This window comes from Magnetococcales bacterium (assembly GCA_015228815.1).
Lineage (GTDB): Bacteria > Pseudomonadota > Magnetococcia > Magnetococcales > UBA8363 > UBA8363.
This window is the reverse complement of the sequence record JADGCV010000032.1, coordinates 1-24,721: the sequence shown is the minus strand read 5'-3', so window position 1 is coordinate 24,721 and position 24,721 is coordinate 1. Positions and strand designations below refer to the sequence as shown.

The following is a 24,721-nucleotide window of genomic DNA, read 5'->3' as shown; positions in this document are numbered from 1 at the left end:
CATGGCCGAAATCTCCATCATCGTCCGCACGTTCAACGAGGAACGCTGGATTTCCCACTGTCTGGCGGCCATCGCCGCCCAGGAGTTCCGGGATTGGGAAGTCATCATCGTGGACAATGCCAGCACCGACCATACGGTTGCCGTGGCCAAACGGTTTCATCCGGCGAAAATCATCGCTTTGGCCAAATATCTTCCCGGGCTTTCTCTGAACGAGGGGATCCGGGCGGGAAACGGGCGTTTCATCGTCTGCCTGTCCGCCCATTGTGTCCCCAGGGATTCACGTTGGCTCTCTACCCTGTTGAAAAACTTCGATGATGAACGGGTGGCCGGGGTTTATGGACGGCAATTGCCGGTGGCGTTCACGGGTGATCTGGACAAACGCGACCTGATGACCGTGTTTGGCCTCGATCGCCGGGTTCAGATCAAGGATTATTTTTTTCATAACGCCAACAGCATGTTGCGTCGGGACTTGTGGGAGCGGGTCCCTTTCGACGAAACCTTGACCAACATCGAGGACCGGGTGTGGGGCAAGGCGATGATCGAGGCGGGCTACCGTCTGGTCTACGAGCCGGACGCGGCGGTCTACCATCATCATGGATTGCACCAGGGAAACGACCCCAGGCGTGCCCGGGGGGTGGTTTCCATCATTGCCTCGGTGGATCGGGAGGGGGCGGGGAGCCTCCCCGAATCACTGCTCCCGGAGCGTTGTCACATTGCCGCCATCGCCCCGCTCAGGGGACCGGCCCCGGTCGTGGCGGGGGTCGATCTTTTGGAACGATTGTTGGACGAATTTCAGCAGTCCAAATACCTTAAATCGGTCCATCTGTTCTCCGAGGCTGATTCGGTACGCGACCGGGCCAAAAACCGTGGGTTGGATTTTATCCCCAGACCGCCGGAACTGGCCGCGCCCGACCGCAGCATCGAGGATGTGATGCGTTATTGTCTGGGGGAAATTGAACGGAAGGGGATCTATCCCGAGGCAATCCTTCTGGCCGACTGCCTCTATCCGTTCCGTCCGGCAGGACTTTTCGACGAATTGATCCGTGACGCCCAGTTCAAGGGGCTTGACACGGTGTTTCCCGCCTTTGTCGAATACAGCAATATCTGGAGAAGAAACGAAGCCGACGCCTATGTCCAGGTGGGAGAAGGGCTCATGTCGCGGCAGAAAAAGGAACCGATGTATCGCGCCCTGTATGGCTTGGGGTGCGTCAGCGCCGCGGCTGTGATCCGTTCGGGTCATCTGGTCGGAGATCGGGTCGGTATTCTTCCGGTCCAGGAGATCATGCATACGTTGCGGCAGGCGGGTTCCGGTTCGCGGCGGATCATCGAAATCCTGTTGCGCCACGGGGGTGATTTCTTTGCTGAACCGGTCATCGGCGCCTGTGTCGATAATGGGTAGGATGCTGGGCCTGAATCACCCCGGATGTTGCTTTGTAGGCAGATTGTGCGTACAATATGTACGCATAGGAGACAAACATCTTGGAGTCAGCGATCATGGAAATGCTGCTGTTCGATCCACTCGCGCCAAAGCGTCCTCTCAACGTGCGCATCAACAGCACACTGGCGACCCAGGCCAAGGCACTGAAGATCAACATCTCCCAGGAGTTGGAGAAGCATCTTGTCCAGATCATCGCTGATCGCAAACGGCAAGCCTGGCAGGAGGAAAATCGATCCGCAATGGAGGTTTACAACCAACGCATCGAACGGGATGGTCTGTTTGGCGATAGCGAACGGCTTTTCTGATGGCTCAATTCGACTTGTACGAATACCGCAAGTCCGGCAGCCAAGTGGCTTTTCTGGTAGAGGTACAGAGTGATCTGCTTCAGATCTTGAAAACCCGGGTGGTCGTTCCGCTTTATCCGGTTCGTCCGGATACGCCACTCATCCGGATTCTCAATCCAACCGTTGAATTGAGTGGTGGAACATTTTTCCTTTCCACGGCGGAAATGGCCGCTGTCCGGCATTCAGAACTGAAACAGGTGGCAGGTTCATTGGGTACCATGCGTCATGAGATCATTGCCGCCGTGGATCTGCTTTTCACCGGTATCCTGGATTTCAGAATTATTTTTCCCGTCTGTCACTACTCCGGTTGATTTGTTCGACGGCTGCAATGATCTGGTTGGCGGCCTTGTTGATCTCTTCGACCGCGACCGATGCCAATTCCTCGGCGCTTTTGCTAACATCAGCACTGTATTTCATGGTTTCCGCCATTTTTTCTAGTTGCTGGGCAGCCATTTTGTTTTGGCATAGGGAAAGACTTTGTTGTTTCACTGCTTCGATGGTTTTCTGACATTCGGCGGTAGCATCAGCCACTACTCCGCCCTTTCCTACCGCACCTTGGGCTGCTTTTGTTGCCATGAGAATCTCGGTGATGACAAACCTGGCCTGTTCCTGAGTGGTCTTGACCAACTTCTGGATACTTGAGGCATTCTTTTCCGCGGCCTCGGCCAGAGAATGCACTTCATCCGCTACAACTGCGAAGCCTCTGCCGTGCAGGCATGCCCTGGAGGCAGCTTCAATCGCCGAATTCAATACCAGAAGATTGCTCTGGTCAGCAATGTGGCCCACTGTCTGGACTATTTTTCCTATATTCGCCGCGTGTTTTTCCATCTCTGCAATCATCTCGCCCGATTCAGACTGACGATCCGATGCTTCCATATTAGCGCTCATGGTAGCGATATTCGTACTTGCCGTTACGATCAGGTTTTGCAGCATTTCTGTTTTTTTTCTGGAAGCCAATGACTTTTCAGCTGTTCTGGCGAGATTGATGGAAATCTTTTCCATGGATTCCATGCTGCGCTTGATGGTGCTATCCGCCTCCTGCGCTCTTGCGGCAATCTGGTCCATGGCCTTTCTCAACTGTATGGCTGCATCAAACGCAAAGGAAATACCGCAGGACAATCGGGTGTCTTCCGTGGCTTTTTGATGAACCTCCTGATGTTGCCGCGATACGTCATGAGTCACGCGACGTTGGCATTCTGCATTGCGTTCCGCTGATACCTCGGGATCCAACGTCGTGGTTAAAACATTTGCCATCTGAATGGCTGCTGTATTTTGTTTGGTTGACTGGTGCCTGACGAAATCCATTAGTTTCTTTTCCTTGTTTGTCGATGCAAAGATATAAATTTGCAGCGAAAGTTGAATAAATTAATACAATTTATTGGAGTCTCTGAAACGAATTGTTATTCATCTGACGAATGGTACTAATTTTGCTTTCGTGTGAGTATGTAAGCAATTTTCGGGCCTATTTTCTAAGATGATTTATATTGAAAATATTTAATATTATCATGATGTTACATAAGACAGTTTCTGCGAATGATTGTTTGTGAATCATGTTGCGGTAGTTGCAAGTAGTTTCAAATAGTTGCGAATAGTTGCACGTTGTTTCATGTAACAGAAATCGTCTTGATAAGAAATGCAAAGGAAATAATAATGAACATGCCTGACGGAAATGCACTATTTGATAAACGACAATCTCTTTATGTTGATCTGGATGATTTGATGCAATTGGTGGAGGAAGCAATGATCGTACTGAATTATGATGGTATGATCATTGCGAATAATATTCTGTCTTGTGAACTTCTAAAAATTGATCGTGCGGAAAACGGAATCTCATTGCGAGATATTCAGCCAGTTTTATATGATCGCATGATGGATTATGTAAAGAAGATGCAAATCGGGAATAAAAAAATATCAAGAAGTATTGAAAGATTATTCATCGATAACACGCAGAGAATAGTTTCCTGTGGAATAATTCATGCTCAAGATTATCTTGGAAGGCCATCTGGAATAGTTGTTATGATGCGGGAGATCACACAGAGGACGACAGAACTTCATGAGTCGCAGGAAACGTGTCAACAGGATACCTGTGCGTTTGCGAGTAGCGAACTGCCGCAATATTCGAAGCCGTATATTGGACCTGTGAGATTACAGGAACATGGTGTAATTAATATGGTCGGTTCATCAAAACCAATTCAGGATGTTTATAATAAAATTCTGGTAGCATCCGGAGTTGATTCCATTGTATTGATTACTGGTGAGACTGGAACTGGAAAGGAACTTGTTGCCAGAGCAATACATGAAATGAGCAGTCGCAATCAACAACAATTTATCGCCATAAACTGCGCTGCGATTCCACAGGGACTCTTTGAAAGCCAAATGTTTGGGCATATCAGGGGATCCTTTACAGGGGCCATATCAAATTATCAAGGCTTTTTCAAACAGGCAGATCATGGGACCCTTTTTCTTGATGAAATTGCCGAGATGCCAATGGAAACACAAGCGCAATTGTTGAGAGTATTACAGGATGGATGTTTTTTTCCAGTAGGTGGGTCTCGGTTGGTAAAGGTTGATGTACGGGTGATGGCCGCGACCAATCAAGATTTGTCCAGGCTTGTCCGTGATAAATCGTTTCGAACCGACCTTTACTATCGTATCAAGATATTGGAAATTGCAACACCACCATTACGTCATCGCAAAGATGATATTATCGATCTTATATACCATTTTATAAATAATTTCAATCATAGATTCAGCAGGAACATTATCGGAATAACGCATGGTTTAATGAGGAAGTTACTGGAATATCATTGGCCTGGAAATGTGCGCGAATTGGAGCATGTCATCGAATATGGTGTGTTGTTTTCAAAAAATGAACTCATTGATCTTTCCGATATACCTGATACCTTGTTTCAGCAAGAACCCATGGACATGATGGCAAGGGCGCATGGTGCGGTCACTGCGGTGCTTCCGGATACCGGCATGGAAAAATGTTTATCTGGAAAATCCGTGACCAGAAGAAGAGAAAGAGTCATCAAGGCTCTGGATCAAACCGATTGGCATATCAAACAAGCCGCGGCGATCCTGGGAATCAACCGGGTTACATTGTGGCGGTGGATGACTCAACTGGGGATTCGTCTTGAATAGTTGACGCAGCAGGCGGGTTCCGGTTCGCGGCGGATCAATCCAACGAGACGGTCTGTTTGGCAATGGCGAACGGCTTTTCTGATCAACATCCCTCGTCCCAAATTTTAAAATTGTTCCGTCCCTCGTCCTTGACCCGATACATCGCCATATCCGCCTTTTTCAGCAGGACCTGGGGATCCTCTCCGTGGTCGGGGAACAGGCTGATGCCGATACTGGTGCCGATCTGGCAGCGATGGGGGCCGATTTCAAAAGGTTGCTGAAGATGGTAGACGATTTTGTGGGCGATGGCGGCAATGGGTTCGATGTCGGCCAGACCGGTCATGAGCACGGTGAATTCGTCGCCCCCCAGGCGGGCGACGACATCCATCTCCCGGACACAGCTGCGAATGCGTTGCGCCGCACTGGTCAACAACCGGTCGCCAACCTCGTGACCCAGGGTATCGTTGACCGATTTGAACCGGTCCAGATCCAGAAAAACCACCGCCAGATGCCGGTGTGATCTTCTGGCCTGGGCAATGCCGATGGTCAGGTGCTCCATGAACTGCATCCGGTTGGGCAGTCCCGTCAATGGATCGTGGCTGGCGAGAAATTGCAGGCGTTGCTCCACCTGCCGCTTTTCCGAAATATCGACGCCGGTGGCGATGATGTGCAGGTGGCCATCCCTTCCCGAGGCGATCGCGGTACAGGACCAGGCGATCAGGTGGGGATCGCCTTGCCGGGTCAGCCAGTGACCTTCATGATCGATCGGACGTTCCCCAGGGGCCAGTCCTCGAACCAGGGCAACCAGGGACTCGACCTCGTTCTCCGGCACCAGAAAATCCCAGATTTTTTGACCAATGACCTCCCTTTCGGTGTATCCGGTCAATGATTGACAGGCATGATTGAACAGTATGATCTCTCCGCCCGCGTCAAGCACCACCACCAGGGAAGGGGCCGTTTTGAGGACGGTGGCGATGAACTCCTGTTCGTTGCGCAATTTGGCCTCGGTACGGCGATGATCGATCAATCCCGCGAGTGTTTTGCCGATCGTTGTCAGAAAGGCGTCTTCCTCGCGGTTTTTCTCGTAGCCGTGGGGGACGTACAGATTGAGCACTCCCAGCAACTGGCTGCGCAGCAGAATGGGGACACAATAATGACCGTGTGGCTCCATTCCCGGATAGATGCAATCGTGACGTTTATCGATTTGGGAGGCGAAGACGATTTCCCTCTGGAGCACGGCCCGACCGCACAGACAAAAGCCGGGTTTGACCCGGGTGCAGGTGGCCACCTGTTCCGGGGACAAACCAACCTGGGAAAAAAGAACAAGGTCCCCGGAGACCTCATCCAACAGAAAAATCGATCCCTGATATTTCACCGACAGCCATGGCACGGTCAGAATGATGTGCATGGCAACCTGAAGTTGTTTTTCCAGGCTCAAGGGTTCGAGGCCGGTTTCCAGCAACGCACTCAGGGCGATTTGTGATTGGATGACCCGTTCCTCCCGCTTTTCCATGTCGTAGATGTGGGTGACATCGGCGACGGTGGCCAGGAGGCGGACCGGCTGATTGCGGTTGTCGGTGAGGGTTCGCCCATGTTCCCGGACCATGCGCACCGCGCCATCGGGACGGAGGACGCGGTAGCGGATGGACCATTGTCCGCGGGGGTCCTGTCGCGCCTGGCGACGGCACTGCATCACGTCGATCCGGTCTCCGGGATGAATGGCCTGGGTGATCAGGCCGTCGCCGGTGCCGGTGCCGGGATGGTCAACCCCGAAAATGCGGCCCAGGCGGTTGGTCGCGGTGACCGAATCGGTTGTCAAATCCCAGTCCCAGTTGCCCATGAAGGCAATTTCCTGGGCGAGTTGCAGATCCTGGATGTTTTTCTTGAGTCGGTTGCGCTCGCGCACCATCTGCCACAACAGAATCATGGCGGGGACAAGTATGGCGGGAATCGCCAGCAGTGAAAGAGAATTCATGATGCGCGTGTCGCCGGATCCGAAAGGTTGAAGACTGAAAGAGGAATTCGGATGGATAATGTATTCAAGACTTGAACCGAAATGGCCAGGGTCGGATGACAATTGGGAAGATGAATCGGGATGATACCTTGATCCTTTTCTGTTTCCAAAGAAAATTCATGGTCGATAAACGGTCTTGGCGGGACCGGTGGGGCGTATCGTGTGACGTCTTGCCTTGGAAACAGGCATCGAGCCTTGAAACGGGTCATCGATTGGGGTTCCCGCTCCGGGTTCAAGGAGAAAGATGGGTGACGGATTTTCGACAGGTGATGGTTTTCTGGCGGTATTCATGAATTATTTTCAGGGAACTTTTTACGCGGCCCGTGGACCCATGGGGACATCGACGCCACCGAGGCGCTGATGTTCCAGGAAAAACCCCTTCCTCTGCCGTGACCGGAGATTGACATCTGGAGCCAAAAACGTGGTCTGATTTTTGCTAACAATTACGGCATGGGGTAAAGATCCATTCAAGTGGACAGTTGTAGACAAAAGGTGAAAAAAAATGGCCGTCGAAACTTATCAAGCAGTCACAAAGGACCTTTGGGAGTCAGGACCCATGAAGAGCGATCTCAGGGAAGGATTGTTCAGCGAGTACACGGAAAACCGGGTCAAGGCGGAGTTTCTGATGCAACAGGTTTATTCCCGGCACATTGATATGAACTCCAAACTGGCCTGCGAGTTGGAGCGGTTGTTGGAGCGGATCAGTGGTCAGGATCGAAAAATATCGATGATGTGACCGGTCGGGCGAGCAGAAAGACCGTCCGTGACCATCATGGCGAGACCATGCCGGTTCCGGGGGAGGCCCCCCGGAACCGGGTCGTGAGAATCCTGCAAGAAAACGTGCATTACCGAAAAAAAAGTTCGATCCGCGCTCATGAAGCCAAGGCTGTCATGAGCGTTGCTTTTTCGGGGGTTCTGTCGCCGGTGAGAACGAATCCTGCCAGCTTGCCGTTGGGATCGAAGAATCGACCCTCGATTCCTGTTTCGGCAGTCCCCGTGAAGGTCCATGATCCCTCCCTGGATGACGGGGGCAGGGTGACGACCGGGTGGAGCGTCGTTTTGATCAGGACCGGCATGGCCGGATAGTGAATCTCCTGGGGGTGCCCCATCAACGTCGCGGCCAGGGCGCGGACGCCGATCATCAGGGGTTGGACGAAGGGAAGATTCCGTCCATCGACCTCGGCGCAGTCGCCGACGGCGAAAATATCGGGATGACTGGTCCGCAGTGTCTTGTCGGTCAGGATGCCCCGGTTGGTCTTCAAACCCGAGGCCTGGGCCAATTGAATTTCCGGACGGATCCCGACCGCCGAAACGACGAGATCGACCGCCACGGTTTCTCCATTCTTCAATACGGTACGATACCCCGAGGCGGTTTTTTCGATGGGGCCGTTGAACGTCCCCAGGTGCCACGTCGCCCCTTGTGCCGCCAGGGCCCTGGCAACCGCTTCTCCGGCGGCTTGCGGGACCAGGGTGCTGATGGGCCAGGGGTCGGGGCCGATGATGGCGACCTTGCGTTGCGACAGCAACAGGTCGTTGGCAAACTCCGACCCGATGAGACCCGGACCGATGATGGCAACGCTTTTGGCATGGGCCAGGCGCTGGCGGAAGTGGATGTAATCGTCCAGAGTGTTGATCGACAGGACCTCCTGGGCCCCGTCACCCGTCATGGGGAGGCGAATGGGACTCGATCCCACGGCCAGGACCAGTTTATCGTAGGAACGTTCCTCGCCCGAATCCAGAATGACACGATGACCGTCGCTGTCGATTTCCCGGACCCGGGTGTGGGTCAGGATGTCGGCATGAAGTTCCCCGGCCATCGCCGATGCCGCGTCCATGACCAGATCGGCGGGGGTTCTGTTCTGGCCCAGGGCGGTGGAAAGCATCGGTTTGGAATAGGATTCGCCGCCATCGGCGGTGATCAGAAGACGGGGAACCGGACATTGGCGATTGTGCAGTTCCCGAAGCAGTCCGTAACCGGCCAGGCCGGAACCAATGATCATGATGGGTTTCATGGGGCGTGGGCTTTCTGTGGTATGTTGTGAAAATTTTGAAAAATCGTGTTTTCGTTCCCATGGAGATGACCCGGATTCGTGACAGAGGGGTGGGTCATGGTTTGGTGATGGCATGGATCCGTCGCTTCCATGCCTCCTGGAAGGTGAGGGCGGAGACCTCGCGGGTGGGGTGGCGTTGGGTCCATTGATGGAATTGCCGCAGGACCGTGTAATGTCGCGGGGTCATTCCCTTGGGATGACAATTGATGGAAAGAAGGACCTCGCCATCGGCGAAGCGGTCGAGGTAGCCATCGAACGTTGCCTTGAGGATGCGGAGGCTGGTCCCCGCCTCCAGGCGGTGAAAGCGGGTGTTGGCCATGGCGCGGGTGCGCCAGTAGGCGCGACGCCATCGGGAGGCGGTGGTCGTGGCGGCGGTCGTTCCCGTGGCGCCGCACGGGTCTCCCCGGGGCGTGTCCGGATCTTTTTTCGCAAGGATGCTCCATCCCTGGCGCAAGGCTTCGGGAATATTGAGAAACCATCCTTTCCAGGGGGACAAGTGAATCGAGGGGATGGGAATTTCCAGGAGTCCTTCCCCGTCGTGGGCGGGTTTGAGGATGCCATCCCGGGGGCCGAGCCAATAATTGGCCCGTTGCGGGGTATGGGAAAAATCGACCTGATGGGGGGCGGAACGGAGGATCAATCCGGGTATGATGCTCGAATCGATGGCAAAACCGGCCTGGATCAGAGCGGCGAGGACCATCCGGTCACGCGGTTGCAACCCGTAGCCGCCGGCGCGAAAGGCGATGCACCGGTAGTCGGGATCGACCGGTCGCAGCAGCCGTTCCAGATGATCGATCGCGCGTCGTGCCAGGTTTTCGACCCGAATCAGGCATCGGTCCCAATCGTCCTCCAGGGTTCCCAGAAGATAGTGTTCCGGGGGAAATCGATATCCTTCATCGCTCCATTCCGTCGTCAACCAATGGGGATGAAGGTGCGCCTGGACATCATGACCTCGCTGCACGGCCTCGATCATTTGCCGTTCCATGCGTGCGGCAAACGCCTCCCGTCCCCATTCGCGGTAGCGCCAGATGCAGGCGACATCGCAAAACAAGGTCGTCCGCAGACCAAGGTCTTCATACATGCCCAAGAGACGTTCGGTGGGTTGGATCAATACCTCTTCCTCGGGGAGGCGGTTGCGACCGAGGTAGAGTTCATAATCGGCGGAGGGGAGAATCTGGATCATCGGAGGTCCCAAGTGACACAATGCCGAACGGGCGGGATGACAGGTTATCGGCGCCGGATCACGAATCCATCCGTTGCCTGGTGTGCGGCGGGTTCGGGGCATTCCCCGATTTCGACCCGTTCGACCCGTGCCCCGGGGGGACCCTGGCGGCACCAGTCGATCAGGGCCTCGACTTTGGGGTGGGGGCCCGAGACAAGGACCAGGACGGTGCCGTCGGGCTGGTTTTCGACCCAGCCGGAAAGTCCCAGTTCCTGGGCCTTCCTCTGGGTGGAGGCGCGGTACCAGACACCCTGGACGCGGCCCGAGATGACGAGGGTGCGGCACGGCGTGGTCGGGGATGAATGTTCCATGGGCAAACTCCCTGGAATGGGGGGATCGGGTGGCATCATTCATGAATGGGAAGGATGGAATCCTTGGCCCACTGGTCATCGTCGCGTTTGGGATGATTGGTGTTGAAGTGCAGACCACGGCTTTCCTTGCGATGGATGGCACTGCGGATGATGAGTGACGCCACGAGCGCGATGTTGCGCAGCTCCAGAAGATCGCGGGTGATGCGGCAGTTCCAGTAATATTCGTTGATTTCCTGTTGCAACAGTTCGATGCGCCGCCGCGCTCGGGCAAGGCGGGAATCGGAACGGACGATGCCGACGTAGTTGCTCATGAAGCGCCGGATTTCGTCCCAGTTGTGCGAGATGAGGACCGCCTCCTCGCACATATGGGTATCGAAGTTGTCCCAGGGGGGCAGGGGAATGCGATGGGCGCAATCTCCCGGATCGAGTCTGCCCTTGATGGTTTGCGCGACTGCCTCGGAAAAGACAAGGCATTCCAGAAGGCTGTTGGAGGCAAGACGGTTGGCGCCATGCAGTCCGGTATGGCTGACCTCGCCGACGGCGAACAGGTTTTCGATGTCGGTGGTGCCATCGAGGTTGGTCAGGACACCGCCGCAGGTGTAGTGCGCCGCGGGTACGACGGGGATCGGTTCCCGCACCATGTCGATGCCCAGATCGAGGCATTTGGCGTGAATGTTGGGAAAATGTTCGCGGATGAAGGATTCCCCCTTGGCGGTGATGTCGAGAAAGACGCAATCGTCGCCGGTTCTTTTCATTTCAAAATCGATGGCGCGGGCGACGATGTCGCGGGGCGCCAGTTCCCGGCGTGGATGGTGCCGTTCCATGAACCGGTCGCCGTCCGCCAGGACCAGGATGCCGCCCTCGCCGCGGACCGCTTCGGAGATGAGAAAGGATTTGGCCTTGGGGTGGAACAGGCAGGTGGGGTGGAACTGGATGAATTCCATATTGGCCACCCGGCAACCCGCTCGATAGGCCATGGCGATTCCGTCACCGGTGGCGATGTCGGGGTTGGAGGTGTAGAGGTACACCTTTCCCGCTCCTCCGGTGGCCAGAGTGGTGAACCGGGCCTGTTGGGTGATGACCCGGTCGTTGTTCAGATCGAGGCTGTAGCAGCCGAGGCAGCGATTGGCCTGATCGGGGGCGAAGCGCCCGGTCTTGTGCGACGTGATCAGATCGATGGCCAGATGATTTTGCAACAGTTGTATGTTGGGATGCTGCTGGACCCGTTCAAGGAGGGTTTGCACGACCGCCTTTCCGGTGGCATCGGCAAAGTGAACCACGCGCCGATTGGAATGTCCCCCTTCCCGCGTCAGATGACAGGGGCCCTCGGGGGTGCGGGTGAAGGGGACACCCAGTTCGATCAGGCGATGGATGGACCGGGCGCCGTTTTCCACCACCAGACGCACGGTATCCCGATGGCACAACCCCGCGCCTGCGAGCAGGGTATCGTCGATGTGATGCTCGAACCGGTCCTCCGAATCCAGAACCGCGGCGATGCCGCCCTGGGCATGGCTGCTGTTGGATTCCTCCGCTTCGGTCTTGGTGAGCAACTGCACCGTGCCCAGTTGCGCCAGGCGCAGGGACAGATCCAGACCGGCGACGCCTCCTCCGATGACCAGGAAATCGGTGATGATCCGGTCGTTTTGCTTGTGCGGTTTGTTCTGGGTGGATTCCATGGCAGGTCGCGGCTTTGTGGTTGAAGGTGGCGCCATAATTGTTTACAAAAGTTTTTTGCTTTCATTCGCCTCTTACATTATCATGGTTCGGAATTTTTTTGCATCCATCCTGTCCAATCGATCAACGTTTCGACCCAGGCTGCCAACGTGAGCGAAGGTGATAAAATTCTTGTGGAGCGGACGATCAAGGGCGATCAGAAGGCCTTTGAACTCCTTGTGCGGCGCTATCAGGGAAAAATCGCCTCCGTCATCGCCCGTTCGGTCCGTGATCCCGACAAGGTGCGGGATCTGACCCAGGAAACCTTCATCAAGGCCTATCGTGCCCTGAATCATTTTCGCGGCGATTCCGCGTTCTACACCTGGCTCTATCGCATCGCCGTCAATACGACCAAGAATCACCAGATCGCCGCCTCCAGGGCCCCTTTGGAGAACGATATCGACGACGTTGAACTGGTGGCGCCGCAGTTGCGCGACAACAATACCCCTGAAAAACTCGTCCTGCGTGACGAAATGCTCAGGAATCTGGAAAACGCCTTGAACACTCTTTCCGATTCCATGAAGTCGGTCATCATCATGCGCGACGTCAACGGTTACTCCTACGAGGAAATCGCCCGGTCCCTCGATTGTCCCATCGGTACGGTACGCTCGCGCATCTACCGGGCGCGGCAGGAGATCATCGATCGCATGCAAAAATACATGGGACCATCTTCCACATGAAACAAGGGAAGAATCGCTTGCCATTTCATGATCCGTTCGTGTATATCGTTAACAGATACCGATTCGGAACCATCGGAACTCGTTTATCGGAAGGGTGATCATGGGGTGCAATCCTGAGCTTGTCTCCGCTTTTCTCGACGGTGAACTGGATGGGATTATCGTCAATTCGGTGACGGAACATCTCCTTGTCTGCGATCATTGTTGTCGCACCTTGGATCGGATGGCGACGATCAAGGGGGGGGTGGGCGACCGGTTCATGTTATGCCATCCGGAAGACCTGACCAACTCGGTCATGAGCGCCATCAGCAATGAACGGATCGGACCGCCGTCCAGAGGGATGATGGCGTTTTTGAAAAAAATCGGTTTTACTTTGTTGTTGTGTTTGTTTCCCTGGAGTGGGCAGGTTTTCTGAAGGGATGGCGGCAAAGGAAACGCCCATGATTCGAGAAGAGGTAATCGTCGTCGCCGCGGAGGGAGACCGGGTGGTCGTCGTGGGTCAACGTCAGGGGAGTTGCGGTTCCTGCCATCAAGAAGGGGCCTGCACGACACTGTCCCTGGGGGCCGGAAAAAAAGAGATTCGTCTGGAGGCGCAAAACCTGGCCGGCGCCGAAGTCGGCGACCGGGTGCTTCTGGAAATTTCCGAACGTTATTTTCTGCGGGCCTCGTTTCTGGTTTATGTCGTTCCGGTCATCGCCCTTTTCGTCGGCGGTATTCTCTTTCGTGCCCTGGCGCTTGCGTTTGGCATTCCCCTGGCCACCGCCGAGGGGGTGGGCGGGGCGATGGGCTTGGCCCTGATGCTGGCATTCTTTTTCGGGTTGAAGCGATTCGAGGGGCGGCTGCGGGGGGAGGAAATGCCGGTCGTCCGGACCATTCTCGCGGGTCCGGCGGGGCGGGCAATGGAAAACAGGGTGGTTCCTCTTCAGTTTCATCCCCGCCGTGACGATCAGAGGTAGTGTTCCGGGATCCTTCCCTTTCTGGAGGGGGGGAAGGATGTCGCATGTGCGATCGTGCTTGAAATCCTCGTGGAAAACAGCTAGCATCCCGGCTTTTTGTTCCGCCAAACCATCATCCCGCCAAAGCTGCCATAAGCTGATGGATGAGCCAATCATCAATGATGAAAAGGAGTGATGTTTCGTGAGGATTGATGTTTACGAAAACAATGTGGATCAAGCCATTCGAGTCCTTAAGAAAAAGATGATCCGCGAAGGTATGTTCCGGGAGATGAAGAAGCGGAAGTTTTTTGAAAAACCCTCCGAGAAGAAAAGAAGAAAGAAGGCCGAGGCAGTCCGCCGTCTGCGCAAGAAGATCCGCCGCGCCGTGACCGCAGGCGTGTAGCAGGGGTCGGGAGTATCCGAAACCAGGCTTGATTCCTGGCGATCGATCCCTTTCCCGTTTTTTTATTGATACCCTTTCTTCGGTCTGTTTTCGGACCGGGTTGTGTTGCTTTTTTTTCGCGGTCAAGAAAATTCAACCCATCCCAGGCTCTGAAACCGTCTCCGGATTGCGATGGGGTTGCCTTTCCGCGAATCGACACGGAAAGGCAGTCCATTGCCATTCTCCCCTGACAAAACAAAATCAAAATCCTGGGGGCAATCCCCCAGCCCCCTTTTTCTTTCAATAATCTCGAACCGGAGGGGGCACCTGGGGAGTTACGCAAAGTCTTTGGTCAACCTGAGTGCCAACAGAAAGTTTTCCCGTGGATTTCCAGGGGTGGGATCTGTGATGATGATGGGGTGATGGCGGTTTTGTTTGCGGACCGACGGCATGTCGCAGTGGGGGAGGCCTGTTGCCGGGCCGAATGGGGGGATTCCGGAATCGGGTTTGGGGATGGGACGTGTCGGGGATTCTGGAATGATCATGGTCGAGGGGATTGGGATCCAGGGCGGACTTCGGAGGCGAACCCGGCGCGTTGCCTTTGTTCTGGCGCTGTTCATGATGACCGGCTGTCGAAATCCGGGACTTCCGGTTTCATCCGCGCATCTTCATCCGCAATCGGACCCGCGCCAGGGGACCGAGGCGGATATTCCCCGGATTGTCCAGGCGACCCCGCGAATTCCCCCGCCCGCTCCTCCCGAGGAACGCTACACCATCGTCGTCTTCGATGTCCCGGTACGCGAGGTCCTGTTCACGCTGGTGCGCAATTCCCGCATCACCGCCGATATTCATCCCGATATTTCGGGACGGGTGACCCTCAATGCGGTCGATCAACCATTGACGGTCGTTCTGGAGCGCCTGTCCCGTCAGGTGGATATGGTTTACGACCTCAAGGGAACAAACCTTGTCATCCGGCCCGATCGTCCCTATTGGCATACCTACAAGGTTGATTATCTCAACATGAAGCGCGAATCGTCCTCGGAGATGAATCTCAGTCTGGAGCAGGGCGGGGGCGAGGAGGGGGCGAGCGCGGGAAGCGCCGGCATCACGGCAAAACTTGAAATGGATTTCTGGGAGCCGATTTCCGAGGGGATCCGCAAGATCATCCAGGTGGACAACGCCGATCGCGCCAAGAGAAACAAGGGTGGCGCCAGCGATGCGCTGACGCGACCACCGGTTGATCCGACCCCGGAGGTGTCGGTTCCTGGTGAACGGGGGCGGAGCAAGGATGGCGGGAATGATCCGGAAGAGGAAAAGAAAAAGGAAGGGGACGAGTCGTTGGTGATCCACAAGGGGACCGGGGTCGTGTCGGTCTTCGCGACCCGCGGTCAACAGCGGCGGATTCAGGAATTTCTCGACATGATCGTCGCCACGGCGCAACAGCAGGTCTTGATCGAGGCCACGGTCGTCGAGATCAAGCTCAACGAGTACCATATTCATGGGGTGGACTGGAGTCGTGTGACGGGCGGGGAGACGGGGACGCGGGTGGAGGTGGGCGAGACGGTCGTGAGCGGTGGCGAGACTCGGGTGATGGATTTGCTGGATGCGGGTGGATTGACCCGGACGTTTGGTGGCAGTGGCCGGCAGCCGTTCGTGGGGGTGGGTCATCAGTTCAAGACCGGGGGCGACAAGAGCAACGTCATCGGGGTGTCCCTCCGGATGCTCGACGAGTTCGGTGATGTGACGGTGCTGTCAAGCCCGAAGGTGATGGCGCTCAACAATCAGACGGCGGTCATGAAGGTTGGCGATCAACACATCTATTTCGAAACGAAATTCGAGGAGACAACCACCGAATCGGATACAAGCAACACCGTCAAGAAGAAGGGAAAGACAACCTTCGTCAAAAAGGAGGCCCTGGAAGGGCTGATCCTGTCGGTGACCCCGAATGTCGAACGTTCCGGAATCGTCTCTCTGCATGTCCGTCCCGTTCTGTCCCAGAAGATCAGTGACTTCATCGGTCCCGATGGCAATGCCTATCCCCTGTTCCAGGTGCGGGAAATGGATTCGGTGTTGCGGGTGGGGACGGGCCAGGTGGTCGTCCTCGGGGGGTTGATGAAGGATTTTGCCGAGTCCAGAAAGACGGGGCTGCCGGGGTTGCGTGATCTGCCGTTTGTCGAACCCTTGTTTGGCGCCAGCGAACGAACGCGGAGCAAGACGGAAATGGCCATCTTCATCAGGCCGACCGTCATGACTCCGGACACCATGAGACAACGGCAGGATTCGATCCGGTTTTCCGTGGAGCAGGCGCCGGCGGGAAAAGGTTCGATGCCGGCATTGGAGTGAGTCTGGGAAAAAGGATGAACCGGGAGAGGGGTGGCCATGAGCATGTTGCTGCGGGCTCTGGAGGTGGCGGAACGCAACCGGGGCCAACGGGACCTGGAGGGGGATGGTCATGATGGGTCGTTTTCATCCCGTCGGGACGGGGGGGTAAACTCCGGAACCCCTTCGATGCTGGCCCGTCAGGATGCCGCCGGGGAACCGGAAGTGTCGGCGGAGGCAGTCCCCTTTCCCGCGATGGCCCGGAACGAACCCCTGGAAACCATCCCCTTCGAAGTGGGGGGACGGCAGATTGAATCGATTCCCTGGAAGCGTTCTCGGGAAGAACCCTGGGTCGGGGACAGCCACGACACATCGGGTTCCTGGGATCCATCGATGGCAAAAAATTGCCAGCCCGGGTCCGAGTCGGAGACAGGGGACGTTGCCGCACTGGTTTTTCAACTGGATCCGGGAATCCACGAGGGGCGGGAAATGGGGTTTGCGGGAGAAGGGCCCCAGGCCGGATCCTCTCGTGACATGCGGCCCGCGGCGGCGTCCATGGCTGCACAGGCAGTCCCTGTCACTCCTGTCGCCTCCGCGGCCCCGACGGGATCCGCCGGCCATGGTGTCGGTCCTGTTGGCCCGACCGCGTCCGTTGGTCTTGTTGATCCCGCCGTGTCCATTGGTCCTGATGGTCTTGCCGCATCCTCTGCGCGTGTCGATTCCGCCACATCGGTCGGTCCCGCGGGTTTGGCTGTATCCGCGGTTGCCGCCGACATGGCCGGAGGCCAAAGTTTTTCCTCCCCTGCCGTGCGCGGCGGATCACCGGAAAATGCGCGAAAATTGCGGGATGCGGGTTCCTTTCGACCGGTTTCCTTTCGGCGCGGCTGGCTTCCGATGGCCGGGTTTTCCGCAATGATTCTCGGTGGGTTGGCGCTGGGTGGAGTGGTCTACTGGAACACCCTCGTTGTACGACCGGTCGGGGGGCCGGCTTTGGGGAGGGTGGATGGGGCATCGGTTTCCCTGCCGCCATCCGGACCGACGGGAGGGGTGTTGCCGGTTGTGTCACCGCCAGGGGCACTTCCACTGGCATCGACGGTGGTTTCAGCGCCCATGGTTGCGCCACCTCCTTCGGGGGGGGCTGCGCCGGCGCCATCATCAAGCCCGGCGGCGCTGCCCCTTGATGTGTCCCAACCATCGATCGCGGCCATTTCCGGGGAGACCCCAGCTGGATTGGCGACTGAGGTAATGGGTTCTGTTCCGGTTGCCGAGATGCCTGGGGCGGTGGATGTGGCGGAACATACCGATCGCCAGCGGCGAGGGCAGTGGCTGGAACGGGAATCTCCAGGCGCATCGATGTCTGTGTCTTCGGGGGATGAACAGAAAAAGGAGGTGTTGCGTCTGATGCGCCTGCGTGAAACCTTCGAGCGGGGACAGGTCGATGAGGCGGCCCGGGGCTACCGGGAACTTCTCGCGCGCGATGGGGAAAACAAGGATGCCCTGGCGGGGATGGCAGCGGTCATGATCCGGCGGGGACGGTTGCGGGATGCGGCGGGATATTACCTGGAACTGTTGCGTCTGGATCCTGGCAACACGGTGGCATTGGCGGGATTGACGGGGATCCGTTCCGACCATGATCCGTCAGGAAGCGAGTCGGTGATCAAGGCCATCCTGCAACGGGAACCCGATGCCCATCATCTTCATTTCAGCCTGGGAACGTTGTATGCGGGTCAGAAGCGCTGGGGGGCGGCGCAGGAGGCCTTTTTCAACGCGATGGCGGGCGGGGGTGACAATCCCGATTATGTCTTCAATCTTGCCGTGAGTCTGGATCACCTGGGGCAGAGGGCGTCTGCCTTGAACTACTACCGCAAGGCCCTGGAGCTGGCAGCGCGACAACCGGGTGGGTTTGATGTGGCGGCGGTGGAAAAAAGGATCGCGGCCTTGGCCATGAAGCGGGAGGACCTTCCCGAGGCAAGGGCCGAAGCGGCGGAAAATCCCATGCGATGATCGACTTCCGGGACGGCGACGTGGGGGGAGGGGCGGCGATGAATGGTGAACGATCCAGGGAGATGCTCGGGACGCTATTGACCCGCAAGGGGGTGATCAGCGCCGATCAGTTGCGCATCGCCCTGACCGAGCAGCAACGGCAGGAAAAACCCTTGGGCAAGGTCCTGGTGGAGATGGGGTTTGTCTCCGAAGGGATGATGCGCGACCTTCTGGGGGAAGCCCTGGGGCAGCGGAGCGTCGATTTGTCGCAGGTGGTGGTGGATGCGGAGGCAGTGCGGCTGGTGAACAAGGAGTTCGCCAAGCGGGTGCGCATGCTGCCGATTTCCTATGATCGGAGCGAACATCATCTGACCGTTGCCATGTCCAATACGTTCAACGTTGTGGCATTGGATCAGATGCGTTCGTTGTTGGGGGAGGATGTCCGCATCACCACTCTGCTTGCGGGCGATGTCGAGCTTGATCATGCCATCGATCAGTTCTTCGGGTTCGAATGGTCGGTGGAGGGGATCCTCCGGGAGATGGAAACGGGGGAGGTGGATCAGGCGAGCCTTGCCGGATTCGGCAACGAATACAGCCAACCCCTGGTGCGTCTGGTCGATGCACTGTTGTCCGACGCCGTCAAGCGGGGCGCCTCCGACATTCACTTCGAGCCCGAGGAACGTTTTTTACGCATCCGTTACCGCATCGATGGCGTGATGCGCCAGACTCGCAGCCTCCATGGCAAATATCAATCGATGATCACGGTGCGCATCAAGGTCATGGCGGGGCTCAACATTGCCGAAACCCGTGCGCCGCAGGATGGTCATATCTCCATGCAATTGTTTGGCCGTCCCATTGATTTTCGTGTCTCGTGCATGGCAGTGACGTTTGGTGAAAACATTGTGTTGCGTATCCTTGACCGGCAAAAGGGGATCATGCCGTTGGCGTCGATGGGCTTTACCGATGAATCCCTCGGAAGCCTCAAGTTGATGATGGCCCGGCCCGAGGGGATGATCCTTGTCACCGGTCCGACCGGAAGCGGCAAGACGACGACCCTTTATTCGATGTTGGATTCCATCAACAGCGAATCGATCAACATCATGACCCTTGAGGATCCGGTGGAATATCCCCTCCAGCAGATTCGGCAGTCGCAGGTCAATCCCGCGACCCGGATGGGATTTGCCGATGGGGTTCGGGCAATGTTGCGGCAGGATCCCGATGTCATTCTCGTCGGGGAGATCAGGGATCGGGAAACCGCGGAAATGGCCATGCGGGCGGCCATGACCGGTCATCAGGTCTATTCGACCGTCCACGCCAATTCCGCGATCAAGGCGATTGGCCGTTTGCTCGACATCGGGGTTCCCAAGGATTTGTTGTCGGGCAACCTGATCGGCGTATTGGGGCAACGTCTGGTCCGCCGCCTCTGCCCGCACTGCCGCCGTCTCCATCGCCCCTCCGCGGTCGAACGGCGTCTGCTCGCCCTGGATCGCGACGATCGGGAAGACGGGGATGTGACGATTTATTCCCCCGTGGGTTGTCAAAAGTGCGATCATCAGGGGTACAGGGGGCGGTTGGCGCTCATCGAGGTGTTGCGTTTTGATGAGGAACTGGATGAAATGATCGTTCATTCAGCATCCATTCGGGATATGGAGCGGGTGGCCCGGACCAAGGGGTTTCAATCGCTGGCGGACGACGGCATCCGCTGCGTGCTGAATGGCAGTACCGATATTGGAGAGGTGTCACGGGTGGTCGATCTGACCCAACGGGTCGGATCGATCGGCGGGACGATTCATGCGGCGGGGGCCGTCAGACCTTCCGGTTCGTGAAAAGGACCGAGGCATGGTGTCATCCAACACCCTGGGGAGTCAAGACCATGGAAGAAGGAAACATTGAAACAGGCAAGAAGCGGATGGTTTTCAAGACCAAACCCACGCACCGGCAGCAACCCGTGGAACCTTTGGGGGAACCATGGAAAATCATCGTCGTCGATGACGATCGCCACATCCACTTTCTTACCGAGGAGGTGTTGCGCGATTTTACCTTCGAGAAGCGTCCCCTGCAATTGGTTTCGGGATATTCGGGGGAGGAGGCGATCCAATTGCTGCGGATCCATGGGGACGCGGCGGCGGTTCTCCTGGATGTGATCATGGAGAGCAACACGTCGGGACTGGATGTCGTCCGATTCATCCGGGAGGAGCTGGGCAACAGAAGAGTGCGCATTCTGCTGCGGACGGGGCAGGCGGGCCAGTTTCCGGAAGAGAAAATCTTCGAGGAATACGATATCAACAATTTTCTCGAAAAATCGGACCTGACGAGCCGGCGTTTGAAGACGGCGATCAAGGTGGCTCTTCGTGCCCATCGGGACATGTGCGCCCTTGACGAAGCGCGCCAGCGCGAGCATGAACTGCGCCAGGCCGCCGATGCGGCAAGTCAGGCCAAGACCAATTTTTTGCACATGATGAGCCATGAGTTGCGGACGCCGTTGCAGGGGACCAAAGGGCCGTTCGAGGAATTCACCACCCAGTTTCATTTGTTTTCCGGTGTCCGGAAACTTCAGTCACTGATCGAATCCCTCGATGACTCGGTTGTGACGGCCCGGTTTTCCGAGGCGTTGCGCGAGGTCGGGGCGGAGGTCGGGGAGATTGCGGCCCAGGGATTGAAGTCGGTGGAGCATCTTCTGGGATTGATCGAGGACATCCTTGATTTTGCCCGGATCGAGGCCGGTAAATTGCTCATCGATCCCGTGCCGCTGTCGGTCTCCGGGGTGATCGGGGATGTGGTTGCCATCGTGTCTCCGATGGTGGAGAAGAGGGGCCTGTCGTTGACGGTGGACCTTGGGGACGGGGAGGCGGTGATTCTGGCGGATGAAAAACGTTTCAAACAAATTCTGTTCAATCTGTTGGGGAACGCCCTCAAGTTTACCGTGCAGGGGGGGATCGGGTTGACCCTTCTCGGAGAGTCGTCCCGGATCGGTTTCAGGATTGCCGATACGGGGATCGGCATTCCCAGGGATAAATTCGAGGTGATTTTTCAACCGTTCGAGCAGGTGGATAACGCCTCCACCCGGCGGGCGGGTGGCACCGGCCTGGGGTTGCCGATCACCCGGGAACTGGTTCGCCGGCAGGGGGGTGACATCAAGGTGGAAAGTGAGTTGGGCAAGGGGAGCGTGTTCACCTTCTGGCTCCCCCGGGTGTCGATGGAAGGGAAGGGATCATGAAGATTTTGATTGCCGACGACAATGCCCAGGAGATTCGCGTTCCATTGAGAAGGCAGCTTGGAAGAATGTTTGGCGAGGATGCGATCCTGGAGGCGGACAATGGACAGGCGGCAGTCCGGATGGCCGAACGATACCATCCCGAGGTCGTCATTCTCGACATCATGATGCCGGTCATGAATGGCATCGATGCGTGTCGCGCACTGCGCGGGAAGCATGAACTTGCGGCGACCTACATCATCATGTTGACCGGGAGGGATGGCGGGCTGCCGGAGGGGTTGGAAGCCGGCGCCGATGTCTATCTGCGCAAGCCTTATGTATTGGATGAACTGATCGCCGTGGTCGGCAAGGGGCTGGAGGAATCGGCCCGGTTACGCGCTTTTCGCGAGCGGGAACAGGTGCTGGAAAAGCAGGTGGGCAATCTGAATGAAAGCCTGTGGGCCTTTCAGGAAATCGTCACCTCGCTCGGCATCGGGGTGATCCTGTGCGCTCCGACGCCGCTTGGGCCGATCCGCTACATGAATCCGGCGGCGGTACGGCTGGTCGGTCGTCCCACTCCGGGATTGCGCGACCAGCCGGTGGGCATCTTGTTTCAGGATCGGGATGTGGGACAATTGCTGGAAGATATCCTGGCGCATGAAAAACCGTTGGCTGTTCCGAAAAGAGTGAACCTTCCTTCGGGAAAATCTTTTCCCGTTCTGCTATCGGGCCGGTTGATCAGCGACACGAAGGGACAGGAAAAGTGGATCATGTTGGAGGTGGGGTCTGTTTGATGTTCCGGAACAGGATGTTGGATGATCGCTGGATCATGAAATGTGAAGGATTTCGAAAAGAACGGGGGTCGTCCCATGAAGCGTTCCAGCCCGCCCACCGAGATGGATCGGTTGTGTCAGGAAGTTGAGATTCTGAAAGGGATCAATGCGTTTCTCAAACAATCTTTTGCCGCGCATGATCCGGTGGAACTTCTGGAAAAGGCGTTGAACCTGTTTCCCCATTTTTCCTTTCTCGGGGCCATGGATCGGGGTGCGGCTTTTCTGGTGGATGAAGAGCGGCGGGAACTGATTTTGACGGCCCAGCGCAACATGCCCGAGGAACAGAAGTCTTTGTGTGCCCGGGTTCCTTTCGGTCATTGTCTTTGCGGCAAGGCGGCAATGCGTGGGACAATCCTGTTTTCCTCGCGGATCGACCATGATCATGAAATCGTTTATCCCGGAATGAAACCGCATGGACATTACAATGTGCCGATCCGGGTCGATGATCGGATCGAAGGGGTTTTTGTTCTTTATGTCCATGACGGGGCCGAGAGCGATCGGGAGTGTTTCCATTTTCTCGAAGCCATTGCCTGTGTGACCGCCGGGGCCTTGAAACGGATGGCGCTGGATCGCCGGATGCGTCGCGGCTGCATGATGTGGCACATGGTCGTCGAAAACACCCCCTGTGGCATTCTGACCGTGGACAAAAAAGGTGTTGTCCGACTTTTCAATGCCACGGCGGAAAAAATGTTTGGCTACCGCAAGGAGGAGATCGTCGGTCGGGAGGCCATCGAATTGGTCCCCGTTCCTCTGCGCACCTTTTCCGAGGATGTCGTTCGCTGTTGTTCCATGGCGGAAAATCTTCAGTTGATCGGTCAAATTCCTTTCGATCTTGAGGGATTGCGCCAGAATGGCGAGGTGTTTCCCATTCGTTTGGCCTTCAGTCGCATGGATGGTGAAGAGGGGTCCATGTTCATTGCCATGGTCGTGGACATGTCGGAGGAAAAACGTCTGTTCGAGGAGGTTGTGCAATTGGAACGGACGATCATCGAAAGCGCCCCGTTTGGCATCATCGTCACCGATGATCAGGAAAACATCCGGGTTTTCAATGCGGCGGCGGAAGAACTTTTTGGCTACCGACGCGAGGAGATCGTGGGACGCGAGGTGGGGTCCCTGATACAAGACGGGATGCGTTTGCGGCGTCAGGGGGAAGTCGTCGATGTCTTGGAAAAGGGAGGGGATCGGTTCTCGGGGAGGAGGGTTTTCGAAGCGGAGGGGAAAGGCAAGGATGGTTCGGTGTTTCCGATTCGTCTGGCGGTCAATCCGATGGTCATGGAGGGAAGACCTTCGTATGTGAGAATGATCGCCGACATTTCCGAGGAAAAGCGGCTGTATTCCGAGCTGGTGCAATCGGAACGGATGGCGGGACTTGGGGGTATGGTGGCCGGGGTGGCGCATGAGATCAACACTCCGGTCGGCATCGGCGTGACGGCCTCTTCCGAGTTGGAGGATCGAACCCTGGAGTTCGAGCGCATGTTGCAGCGTGAAGGGGTATCGGAAGAGGAGTTGAAGGAGTATTTGGCCTCCACGACACGGTTGGCGCGTTTGATTCGCGTCAATCTGGAACGGGCCGCCGATCTGGTACGCAGTTTCAAGGCGGTGGCGGTCGATCAGTCGAGTGAAAAACCGAGGCTTTTCAAGGTACGGGAATATGTGGAATCGTCGGTTTTGACGTTGCATCATCATCTGAAGAATTCAAAGTTGACTGTTTTTGTGATTTGCGACGACAGCCTGGAGGTACGCAGCCATCCTGGGGCGTTTTCGCAGATTGTGATCAATCTGGTCAACAATTCCCGGATCCATGCTTTCGATCCCGACCGGCCTGGGCGGATCACCATGGAGATTTCCTCTGTGGAAAAGCGGTTGCATTTTATTTATCGTGATGATGGCAAGGGAATGGACGAGGAGACGAGGAATCGAATTTTCGAACCTTTTTTCACGACGCGCCGTGATCTTGGCGGCAGTGGTTTGGGGATGCATATCGTTTACAATCTGGTGACCCAGACGTTGGGGGGGACCATTGTGTGTCAGAGTTCTCCCGGCAAAGGGATGTCGGTTCATATGGACATCCCTTTGCCGGAACCCTGAGACGCGCCCTGGGTTTGCATTATTGAAAGAAAAAAGGGGTCTGGGGGATTGCCCCCAGGGTTTTGTTTTTGACTTTGTTTTTCCACGCGCCCCTT

The 24,721-nt window shown here is 56.4% G+C and carries 21 protein-coding genes; 15 read left to right on the top strand and 6 right to left on the bottom strand.

What is annotated here, in order from left to right; all coding sequences use genetic code 11:
• Nucleotide 1 precedes the first annotated feature (1 nt).
• The 3 genes from HQL76_13265 to HQL76_13255 all read left to right on the top strand — a co-directional run bounded on the left by HQL76_13265 (nt 2) and on the right by HQL76_13255 (nt 2,093).
• Nucleotides 2–1,399 carry a glycosyltransferase gene (locus tag HQL76_13265; protein ID MBF0110133.1) on the top strand — a complete coding sequence of 466 codons (1,398 nt, stop codon included), beginning with the start codon at nt 2–4 and terminating at the stop codon, nt 1,397–1,399.
• A 95-nt stretch (nt 1,400–1,494) separates the two neighbouring features.
• Complete coding sequence (locus tag HQL76_13260) at nt 1,495–1,743, top strand: type II toxin-antitoxin system CcdA family antitoxin (protein MBF0110132.1); 249 nt, start codon at nt 1,495–1,497, stop codon at nt 1,741–1,743.
• Nucleotides 1,743–2,093 (top strand): CcdB family protein, encoded by a 351-nt coding sequence (locus tag HQL76_13255; GenBank protein MBF0110131.1) that lies wholly within the window; start codon nt 1,743–1,745, stop codon nt 2,091–2,093. Before HQL76_13260 ends, HQL76_13255 begins: the two co-directional genes overlap by 1 nt.
• Here the strand turns inward: HQL76_13255 and HQL76_13250 are convergent.
• Nucleotides 2,062–3,087 (bottom strand): hypothetical protein, encoded by a 1,026-nt coding sequence (locus HQL76_13250; GenBank protein ID MBF0110130.1) that lies wholly within the window; start codon nt 3,085–3,087, stop codon nt 2,062–2,064. The two genes, HQL76_13255 and HQL76_13250, sit on opposite strands and share 32 nt — an antisense overlap.
• Nucleotides 3,088–3,432: 345 nt before the next feature.
• On the opposite strand from HQL76_13250, the gene HQL76_13245 reads away from it, so the two are divergent.
• Nucleotides 3,433–4,926, top strand: coding sequence for a sigma 54-interacting transcriptional regulator (locus HQL76_13245; GenBank protein MBF0110129.1), 1,494 nt, complete (start codon nt 3,433–3,435; stop codon nt 4,924–4,926).
• An 82-nt stretch (nt 4,927–5,008) separates the two neighbouring features.
• Here the strand turns inward: HQL76_13245 and HQL76_13240 are convergent, their stop codons facing one another.
• Complete coding sequence (locus HQL76_13240) at nt 5,009–6,880, bottom strand: diguanylate cyclase (GenBank protein ID MBF0110128.1); 1,872 nt, start codon at nt 6,878–6,880, stop codon at nt 5,009–5,011.
• A gap of 595 nt (nt 6,881–7,475) precedes the next feature.
• Between HQL76_13240 and HQL76_13235 the strand changes: the two genes are divergently transcribed.
• Entirely contained in the window at nt 7,476–7,655 is a 180-nt protein-coding gene (locus HQL76_13235; protein ID MBF0110127.1) for a hypothetical protein, read from the top strand.
• A gap of 136 nt (nt 7,656–7,791) precedes the next feature.
• Here the strand turns inward: HQL76_13235 and HQL76_13230 are convergent, their stop codons facing one another.
• The 4 genes from HQL76_13230 to nadB form a co-directional block, all read right to left on the bottom strand.
• Complete coding sequence (locus HQL76_13230) at nt 7,792–8,931, bottom strand: FAD-dependent oxidoreductase (GenBank protein ID MBF0110126.1); 1,140 nt, start codon at nt 8,929–8,931, stop codon at nt 7,792–7,794.
• A gap of 94 nt (nt 8,932–9,025) precedes the next feature.
• Complete coding sequence (locus HQL76_13225) at nt 9,026–10,153, bottom strand: hypothetical protein (GenBank protein ID MBF0110125.1); 1,128 nt, start codon at nt 10,151–10,153, stop codon at nt 9,026–9,028.
• 44 nt (nt 10,154–10,197) lie between these two features.
• Complete coding sequence (locus tag HQL76_13220; GenBank protein ID MBF0110124.1) at nt 10,198–10,503, bottom strand: acylphosphatase; 306 nt, start codon at nt 10,501–10,503, stop codon at nt 10,198–10,200.
• Nucleotides 10,504–10,538: 35 nt separating this feature from the next.
• Nucleotides 10,539–12,179, bottom strand: a complete 1,641-nt coding sequence (gene nadB, locus HQL76_13215; GenBank protein MBF0110123.1) for an L-aspartate oxidase — start codon at nt 12,177–12,179, stop codon at nt 10,539–10,541.
• 147 nt (nt 12,180–12,326) lie between these two features.
• On the opposite strand from nadB, the gene HQL76_13210 reads away from it, so the two are divergent.
• From HQL76_13210 to HQL76_13165, 10 genes are all read left to right on the top strand, one after another.
• Nucleotides 12,327–12,896, top strand: coding sequence for a sigma-70 family RNA polymerase sigma factor (locus HQL76_13210; GenBank protein MBF0110122.1), 570 nt, complete (start codon nt 12,327–12,329; stop codon nt 12,894–12,896).
• Nucleotides 12,897–12,996: 100 nt separating this feature from the next.
• Nucleotides 12,997–13,308 carry a zf-HC2 domain-containing protein gene (locus HQL76_13205; protein ID MBF0110121.1) on the top strand — a complete coding sequence of 104 codons (312 nt, stop codon included), beginning with the start codon at nt 12,997–12,999 and terminating at the stop codon, nt 13,306–13,308.
• Between the two features lie 25 nt (nt 13,309–13,333).
• Complete coding sequence (locus HQL76_13200) at nt 13,334–13,849, top strand: SoxR reducing system RseC family protein (GenBank protein ID MBF0110120.1); 516 nt, start codon at nt 13,334–13,336, stop codon at nt 13,847–13,849.
• Nucleotides 13,850–14,030: 181 nt separating this feature from the next.
• Complete coding sequence (locus HQL76_13195) at nt 14,031–14,231, top strand: 30S ribosomal protein S21 (GenBank protein MBF0110119.1); 201 nt, start codon at nt 14,031–14,033, stop codon at nt 14,229–14,231.
• Nucleotides 14,232–14,753: 522 nt separating this feature from the next.
• Nucleotides 14,754–16,553 carry a hypothetical protein gene (locus HQL76_13190; GenBank protein ID MBF0110118.1) on the top strand — a complete coding sequence of 600 codons (1,800 nt, stop codon included), beginning with the start codon at nt 14,754–14,756 and terminating at the stop codon, nt 16,551–16,553.
• Nucleotides 16,554–16,589: 36 nt separating this feature from the next.
• Nucleotides 16,590–18,533: a tetratricopeptide repeat protein gene (locus tag HQL76_13185; GenBank protein MBF0110117.1), complete on the top strand. Its 1,944-nt coding sequence runs from the start codon at nt 16,590–16,592 to the stop codon at nt 18,531–18,533.
• A gap of 38 nt (nt 18,534–18,571) precedes the next feature.
• Nucleotides 18,572–20,338, top strand: a complete 1,767-nt coding sequence (locus HQL76_13180; GenBank protein ID MBF0110116.1) for a type II/IV secretion system protein — start codon at nt 18,572–18,574, stop codon at nt 20,336–20,338.
• A gap of 47 nt (nt 20,339–20,385) precedes the next feature.
• On the top strand, nt 20,386–21,729 hold the full coding sequence (locus tag HQL76_13175; GenBank protein ID MBF0110115.1) for a hypothetical protein: 1,344 nt from the start codon (nt 20,386–20,388) through the stop codon (nt 21,727–21,729).
• Nucleotides 21,726–22,499: a response regulator gene (locus HQL76_13170; GenBank protein MBF0110114.1), complete on the top strand. Its 774-nt coding sequence runs from the start codon at nt 21,726–21,728 to the stop codon at nt 22,497–22,499. Before HQL76_13175 ends, HQL76_13170 begins: the two co-directional genes overlap by 4 nt.
• Before the next feature lie 75 nt (nt 22,500–22,574).
• Nucleotides 22,575–24,626, top strand: a complete 2,052-nt coding sequence (locus HQL76_13165) for a PAS domain S-box protein (GenBank protein ID MBF0110113.1) — start codon at nt 22,575–22,577, stop codon at nt 24,624–24,626.
• Nucleotides 24,627–24,721 lie beyond the last annotated feature (95 nt).

Coding starts and splice junctions, on each gene's coding strand:
- HQL76_13265 (MBF0110133.1), top strand. CDS start 2: ATGGCCGAAATCTCCATCATCGTCCGCACGTTCAACGAGGAACGCTGG.
- HQL76_13260 (MBF0110132.1), top strand. CDS start 1,495: ATGGAAATGCTGCTGTTCGATCCACTCGCGCCAAAGCGTCCTCTCAAC.
- HQL76_13255 (MBF0110131.1), top strand. CDS start 1,743: ATGGCTCAATTCGACTTGTACGAATACCGCAAGTCCGGCAGCCAAGTG.
- HQL76_13250 (MBF0110130.1), bottom strand. CDS start 3,087: ATGGATTTCGTCAGGCACCAGTCAACCAAACAAAATACAGCAGCCATT.
- HQL76_13245 (MBF0110129.1), top strand. CDS start 3,433: ATGAACATGCCTGACGGAAATGCACTATTTGATAAACGACAATCTCTT.
- HQL76_13240 (MBF0110128.1), bottom strand. CDS start 6,880: ATGAATTCTCTTTCACTGCTGGCGATTCCCGCCATACTTGTCCCCGCC.
- HQL76_13235 (MBF0110127.1), top strand. CDS start 7,476: ATGAAGAGCGATCTCAGGGAAGGATTGTTCAGCGAGTACACGGAAAAC.
- HQL76_13230 (MBF0110126.1), bottom strand. CDS start 8,931: ATGAAACCCATCATGATCATTGGTTCCGGCCTGGCCGGTTACGGACTG.
- HQL76_13225 (MBF0110125.1), bottom strand. CDS start 10,153: ATGATCCAGATTCTCCCCTCCGCCGATTATGAACTCTACCTCGGTCGC.
- HQL76_13220 (MBF0110124.1), bottom strand. CDS start 10,503: ATGGAACATTCATCCCCGACCACGCCGTGCCGCACCCTCGTCATCTCG.
- nadB (MBF0110123.1), bottom strand. CDS start 12,179: ATGGAATCCACCCAGAACAAACCGCACAAGCAAAACGACCGGATCATC.
- HQL76_13205 (MBF0110121.1), top strand. CDS start 12,997: ATGGGGTGCAATCCTGAGCTTGTCTCCGCTTTTCTCGACGGTGAACTG.
- HQL76_13200 (MBF0110120.1), top strand. CDS start 13,334: ATGATTCGAGAAGAGGTAATCGTCGTCGCCGCGGAGGGAGACCGGGTG.
- HQL76_13190 (MBF0110118.1), top strand. CDS start 14,754: ATGGTCGAGGGGATTGGGATCCAGGGCGGACTTCGGAGGCGAACCCGG.
- HQL76_13185 (MBF0110117.1), top strand. CDS start 16,590: ATGAGCATGTTGCTGCGGGCTCTGGAGGTGGCGGAACGCAACCGGGGC.
- HQL76_13180 (MBF0110116.1), top strand. CDS start 18,572: ATGAATGGTGAACGATCCAGGGAGATGCTCGGGACGCTATTGACCCGC.
- HQL76_13175 (MBF0110115.1), top strand. CDS start 20,386: ATGGAAGAAGGAAACATTGAAACAGGCAAGAAGCGGATGGTTTTCAAG.
- HQL76_13170 (MBF0110114.1), top strand. CDS start 21,726: ATGAAGATTTTGATTGCCGACGACAATGCCCAGGAGATTCGCGTTCCA.
- HQL76_13165 (MBF0110113.1), top strand. CDS start 22,575: ATGAAGCGTTCCAGCCCGCCCACCGAGATGGATCGGTTGTGTCAGGAA.